Consider the following 6,304-nt stretch of genomic DNA (forward strand, 5'->3'; position numbering starts at 1 on the left):
GCGCCGAGCGCCTTGCCGGCGGCCATATAGGTCGCGGATGTTCCGGGCCTCGAGCCGCAATATACGCAGACGGATCGAATCGTGTCGTGTTCGCTTGTCATGGTTTTACTGAACCCCATTTGGCTATTCCCGGTCAAGCGCATTGCAAATCGACCACAATCAGGCGTTTACCTTGTTCACGCTTTCCCGCAGGCGCGAATGAACACTTGTGTATAAACCGCACTATCGCTAGCGTTTTCAGCGAATTGACGTCGTCTGCGTGACGCCGTGTCTGGAGTGACGAATGAAGAACAACAACACACGTGTCATCATTGCCGTGCTTGTCCTGCTGCTGGTTGCGGCGGGCGCCTATTTTGCGCTGCGCGACCGGGGCGCTGAGCTTTCCGGCGGGCAGCCGACCGCCCCGGCCCCGCAGACCGCCGCACCGCAAAACGAGCCCTCCGGCCCGGACATGGAAGAAGAGGGCTCCGCTTCGCAAGACGAAACGCGGAACGGGACGGCAACCGCCGAATCTGAATCGGAAGTCACCGAAGACGCGGACGGCGGTTCGGTTGAACAGCAGCAGGCAATGCTGCGGATCCCCACATTCGATCTCCTGCGCGTGGAACCCGACGGCACGGCGGTGATCGCCGGCGGCGCTGAACCGCTCGGCCTTCTCGACGTGAAGGAGGAGGAAAGCGTCCTCGCCTCTTCGGACGTCACCGAATCCGGCGATTTCGTCGCCATCGTCGAGACCCCGCTTTCACCCGGCGATCATCTGATCTATCTGAGCGTCACCATGCCGGACGGACGGACGGTGCGCTCCGAGCAAACGGCCACGGTTTCCATACCCGACGGCAATAATGGCGAGCTTCTTGCGCTGATCACCGAGCCCGGCAAGGCCTCGGAAATCATCTCCGCGCCGGAACTGCAGACGACGACGGCGCCCGAGACTACTGTTGTAGCGACCCGCGAGACCGACGGAAACGAGCAAACGGCCGACGCGCCGGACAGTGGTCAGGATCGGGACGTGCTCTCCGGCGAGACATCCGGCGACGGCGACAGGGAAACCAACCTTCCGGCCGTCAACGTCGAAACGCGCGGCGGCGACAGCGAGGCGGCCGAAGCGGTCACGGCGGCGCAGGAGCCCGTCTCCGACCAGAAGCCGGTCGCCGTCACCGTTTCGATCAAGGCGGTTGAGATCGAGGGCGACACGCTCTTCGTCGCCGGCGAAGGCGAGATCGGCGCGACCATTCGCGGCTATATCGATGATGCGCTGGTGGCCGGAGGCTCGGTCAATGTCGAGGGCAATTACGTGCTCGAGGCGAAAACCGATGTCTCCGTCGGGCTCCACACCATCCGCGTCGACATGCTCGATGCCGACAGCCGGGTCGTCGCCCGCGCCGTGGTGCCCTTCGACCGCCCGCCCGGCAACCAGATCGCCGCGATTTCGACCGATCCCGACGGCACCAGCGCCGAGCAGGCCGACGGCACCCGGACCTTTGTCCAGCCGCAGCTTCAGGGCAGCGACAACGCCGTGATCATCCGCCGCGGCGACAATCTGTGGCGGATCTCGCGCCGTGTCTACGGTCGCGGCGTGCGCTACACCACGATCTACCTTGCCAACGAAACCCAGATCGTCAATCCGGACCTCATTCTTCCCGGACAGGTCTTTTCCGTACCCGTCGAGCCACTGCCGGACAGCGAGGCCGAAACCATCCACCGCCGCCTGCTGGAAGGCATGCCGGTTGGCCCGGAATACCAGCTTCCGCCGGCCGATCAATAAGGCGCAATTGCGGCAAACACGCCCTGCCGGCATTGCAATCGGTCGCAGGCGACCCTATCTCGCAGGACAAAACGACGCCCCGTGCGTCGTTTTCCCGTCTTTGAACCTTATTTGTTTTGGCTCGGCAAACCCGCCTTGAGCCGGGGGATTACCATGGCAGACCGCCAGAAAACCGTTTCAGCGGATTCAGCCAATCCGCTTCAGACCATCATCAATCTATGGCCCTATATCTGGCCGTCCAGCCGCCCGGATCTCAAGCAGCGCGTCGTCTACGCGACAATCGCCCTGGTGATCGCCAAGCTCATTCTTCTCCTGGTTCCTTACTCTTTCAAATGGGCCACCAATGCGCTGACCGGCGAGCTGGAGATCAACACCATCCTGCCGGCTTTCCTGTTCGGCGCGATCACGCTGGTGCTGTTCTACAACCTCGCCCGCATCGGCCAGCTCGGCTTCAACCAGCTGCGCGACGCCTTGTTTGCCAGCGTCGGCCAATATGCCGTGCGCCAGCTTGCCCACCGCGTGTTCGTCCACATGCACCAGCTGGCGTTGCGCTTCCACCTGTCGCGCAAGACCGGCGGACTTTCGCGTATCATCGAGCGCGGCACCAAGGGCATCGAAACCATCGTCCGGTTCACCATCCTTGCCACGCTGCCGACCGTGCTGGAATTCGTCCTGGTCGCGATCATCTTCTGGTGGGGCTACGGCTTCGACTATCTGGCGATCACCGCCGTTACCGTCGTGCTCTATGTCTGGTTCACCATCAAGGCCAGCGACTGGCGCATCGCCATCCGCCGACAGATGAACGACAGCGACACCGACGCCAACACCAAGACAATCGACTCGCTGCTGAACTATGAAACCGTCAAATATTTCGGCAATGAGGACATGGAAGCCAGCCGCTATGACGCCTCCATGGCCCGTTACGAGACGGCGGCGACCCGCATATGGACCTCGCTCGGCTGGCTGAACTTCGGCCAGGGCGTCATCTTCGGCGCCGGCATGACCGTGATGATGGTTCTCTCGGCAATCGCGGTGAAGAACGGCACGCAGACGATCGGCGACTTCGTCTTCGTCAATGCGATGCTGATCCAGCTGGCCATACCGCTCAACTTCATCGGCTCGGTCTACCGCGAAATCCGCCAGGGCCTGACCGATATCGAGGAGATGTTCCACATCCTCGAGGTCGACCCGGAAATCACCGACAAGCCCGATGCCGAGGATTTACAGATCCGCCAGGGCGCGATCGCCTTCAAGGATGTGCACTTCGCCTATGATCCCGCGCGGCCGATCCTCAAGGGCGTCTCCTTCGAGGTGCCGGCCGGCAAGACGGTGGCGATCGTCGGGCCGACAGGCGCGGGCAAGTCGACGATCTCGAGGCTGCTTTTCCGCTTCTACGACGTCAATGAGGGCGCGATCACTATCGATGGACAGGATCTGCGCGAAGTGCGCCAGCATTCGCTCAGGGAAGCGATCGGCATGGTGCCCCAGGACACCGTGCTGTTCAACGACACGATCGCCTACAATATCCGCTACGGCCGGACGTCGGCGACAGACGAGGAAGTCAATGCGGCGGCCGAACTTGCCCAGGTGGGCGATTTCATCCGGCAACTGCCGGAAGGTTTCGACACCCAGGTCGGCGAGCGCGGACTGAAGCTCTCCGGCGGCGAGAAACAGCGCGTCGCCATCGCCCGGACGATCCTCAAGGCCCCGCCGATTCTCGTGCTCGACGAGGCGACCTCGGCGCTCGATACCCATACCGAACGCGAAATCCAGGCCGCCCTCGACGTGGTGTCGAAAAATCGCACCACGCTCGTCATCGCCCACCGGCTGTCCACCGTCATCGGCGCCGACGAGATCATCGTCCTCAAACGCGGCGAGATCGCCGAGCGCGGCACCCATGACGACCTGATCGCCATGAACGGCCTTTATGCGCAGATGTGGGAACGCCAGAGGGAAGCGACGCTTGCCGAGGAACACCTGCGCGAAGTGCGGGAAAGCGACGATATGGGCGTAATCATGCGGCTCGATCCGGCCAATTGACCGCCCGCGCCCGCCACCGCGGAGAACCATTTTCAAGACACGGGGGAACCTGTAAGCTTCCCGCGCGTCAACCACAGGAACGGCGCGAAACCGCGCCCCGGAGCCAAGGATTAAGATGACCGTTTTCGATTCGATCAGGAAGGCGATCGTACCCATCCACAAGGAGGGCTATCCCTTCATCGCGATCTTTCTGGTCGCGACGCTCATTCTCGGCTGGATCGCCGACCCGCTGTTCTGGATCGGCCTCTTCGCCACGCTCTGGTGCGCCTATTTCTTCCGCGATCCCGAGCGTGTCGTGCCGCAGGATGACGATATCGTGATCAGCCCTGCCGACGGTCTCGTCTCCTCCGTCAGCGAGGAGATCCCGCCGCAGGAAATGGGTCTCGGAAGCGAGCCGATGCTCAGGATCTGCGTGTTCATGAACGTGTTCAACTGCCATGTGAACCGCGCCCCCATGGCCGGTACGGTGCGCGGCATTCACTATCGCCCGGGCAAGTTCCTCAATGCCGAACTCGACAAGGCGAGCGAGGACAATGAGCGCAACGGCGTGGTGCTGGAAACAGCCCATGGGGCCATCGGCGTGGTCCAGATCGCCGGTCTCGTCGCCCGCCGCATCGTCTGCTTCGTCGAAAACGGCGATGTGGTCGATGCGGGCGAGCGTTTCGGCCTTATCCGTTTCGGCTCCAGGCTCGACGTTTACCTTCCCGCCGGCGCCACGCCGCGCGTCGCGGTCGGTCAGACGGCGACTGCGGGCGAAACGGTTCTCGCCGTTTTCGGTGACTTTGAACTGCCCGTGGCCGGACGGCGGATCTGATGGGTCAGAATGAGACCGACGGGCCCCTCGCGACGCGGAAGACATCCGGCTCGGATCTGTCCGGCCGGGGTCCGCGTCTGCGCGAAATTCCGCTGCGCCTGATCCTCCCCAATCTCGTCACCGTCCTTGCCATCTGTGCCGGTCTTTCCGGCATCAGGCAGGCGATCGAGGGGAAGTTCCCCGAAGCCGTGATGATGCTGCTGATCGCAGCCTTTCTCGACGGCATCGACGGCCGGCTGGCGCGGCTTCTGAAGGCATCTTCGAAATTCGGCGAGCAGATGGATTCGCTTGCCGACATCGTCAATTTCGGCATCGCTCCGGCGCTCGTCTCCTATATCTATCTGCTGGACAATGCCGGAACGCCCGGGTGGATCGCCGCGCTGCTCTACGCGATTGCCGCCGCGCTGCGCCTTGCGCGCTTCAACGTGATGGCCGACCGCAAGCGCAAGGCCAGCTGGCAGGGCGAGTATTTCGTCGGCGTGCCTGCGCCTGCGGGCGCGATCATCGTGCTTCTGCCGGTCTATCTCGGCTTTCTCGGCATGGAGCCGAGCCGCGGCATCGCGCTTGCCGCGTCGCTCTATACGGTTCTCATCGGCTTCCTCCTGATCAGCCGCCTGCCGGTCTGGTCGGGCAAGAGCCTCGGCCTCAATGTCCGTCGCGAATTCGCGCTGCCGATGATGCTGCTGGCCGTGCTCTCGGTCGCGCTTCTCGTGGCCTACACCTGGCATATGATGATTGCCGGCTCGGCGCTCTACCTTGCGGCGCTGCCGCTCGGCGCCCGCGCCTGGCACTCGAAATACGGCACGCTGGTGATGGAGGAGGACGGCGATGACGATGACGAGGACGATCCGGACCATCCGCGCAAGAACCGGCTCGATCTCGACATCTGACCCGACCTTCCGGCAGCGGGCGCCTCAGAAGAGGTCCATCTGTTCGCCGGACCCCGGCTCCGGCGCGTCCGGCAGAAGCGCGGGTCCGATGGGCTCGATCAGATCCGCGCCCAGATTGCGGGCATTGCTGACAGCCTTTGAAACCGGAAAGGCCTCGAAGAAGTCGTCCGGCGCCGGCTTCATCAGGTCGGCCACATGGCGCGGCTCGAGATTGCGGCAATCAAGCCAGCGGTCGAAATCCTCCGGCATGATGATCACCGGCGAGCGGTCATGCAGTTTCGCCACCACGCCGCTTGCCTCGGTCGTCAGGATTGTGCCGGTATCAAGCTCCGTGCCGTCCGCGCCCTGCCAGGGCGACATCAGGCCGGCAAAGGCGACAATCCCGCCATGGCGCGGGCGGATCCAGTAGGGCTGGGCCGTGCCCTTGCCTCCGGACTTGCGCCACTCGAAAAAGCCGCTTGCCGGCACCAGAGCGCGAAAATGGCGCATGGCGCCGCGAAAGGCCGGCTTTTCCGCAGCGCTTTCCGCGCGCGCATTGAAAAGAAGCGGGAAGTCCCGTCCATCCTTCACCCAGGCGGGAATGAGCCCCCAGCGCACCAGAAGCGCCGTCCGTCCTTGACCGCCGCCGGTCAGTTCCGAGGCGTTGACCACCATCAGGATCGGTTGGGAGGGGGCGATATTGTAGCGCGGCGGAAACGGGTCGATCCCGGTCAGATCGAAGGCTTCCGCTGTCGCCTCTGGGCTTGTTATCAATCCGAAACGTCCGCACATTCTGAATAGATTTCATCTTGCGCG

General features: G+C 63.3%; 4 protein-coding genes and 1 pseudogene. 4 read left to right on the forward strand and 1 reads right to left on the reverse strand.

Features of this window, described 5'->3' with window-relative positions:
- The first annotated feature begins 283 nt into the window (after positions 1 to 283).
- The 4 genes and pseudogenes from AC5DC2_RS17525 to pssA all read left to right on the forward strand — a co-directional run bounded on the left by AC5DC2_RS17525 (position 284) and on the right by pssA (position 5,509).
- Positions 284 to 1,765, forward strand: coding sequence for a LysM peptidoglycan-binding domain-containing protein (locus AC5DC2_RS17525; RefSeq protein WP_491699399.1), 1,482 nt, complete (start codon positions 284 to 286; stop codon positions 1,763 to 1,765).
- A 153-nt stretch (positions 1,766 to 1,918) separates the two neighbouring features.
- A complete protein-coding gene (locus tag AC5DC2_RS17530; RefSeq protein WP_491699400.1) occupies positions 1,919 to 3,805 on the forward strand; it encodes an ABCB family ABC transporter ATP-binding protein/permease in 1,887 nt (628 codons plus the stop codon).
- 106 nt (positions 3,806 to 3,911) lie between these two features.
- Positions 3,912 to 4,619, forward strand: a pseudogene (locus AC5DC2_RS17535) (phosphatidylserine decarboxylase); the annotation flags it as partial.
- The gene (gene pssA, locus AC5DC2_RS17540; RefSeq protein ID WP_491699401.1) at positions 4,619 to 5,509 is read left to right on the forward strand and encodes a CDP-diacylglycerol--serine O-phosphatidyltransferase; all 891 of its coding nucleotides are present in this window, start codon (positions 4,619 to 4,621) and stop codon (positions 5,507 to 5,509) included. The pseudogene AC5DC2_RS17535 and the gene pssA, both read left to right, overlap by 1 nt.
- Before the next feature lie 24 nt (positions 5,510 to 5,533).
- Here pssA and AC5DC2_RS17545 read toward each other — a convergent pair whose 3' ends face one another.
- The gene (locus tag AC5DC2_RS17545; RefSeq protein WP_491699402.1) at positions 5,534 to 6,280 is read right to left on the reverse strand and encodes an SOS response-associated peptidase; all 747 of its coding nucleotides are present in this window, start codon (positions 6,278 to 6,280) and stop codon (positions 5,534 to 5,536) included.
- Positions 6,281 to 6,304: the final 24 nt, after the last annotated feature.

It is taken from the genome of Martelella sp., from assembly GCF_984369615.1.

Coding starts and splice junctions, on each gene's coding strand:
- AC5DC2_RS17525 (WP_491699399.1), top strand. CDS start 284: ATGAAGAACAACAACACACGTGTCATCATTGCCGTGCTTGTCCTGCTG.
- AC5DC2_RS17530 (WP_491699400.1), top strand. CDS start 1,919: ATGGCAGACCGCCAGAAAACCGTTTCAGCGGATTCAGCCAATCCGCTT.
- pssA (WP_491699401.1), top strand. CDS start 4,619: ATGGGTCAGAATGAGACCGACGGGCCCCTCGCGACGCGGAAGACATCC.
- AC5DC2_RS17545 (WP_491699402.1), bottom strand. CDS start 6,280: ATGTGCGGACGTTTCGGATTGATAACAAGCCCAGAGGCGACAGCGGAA.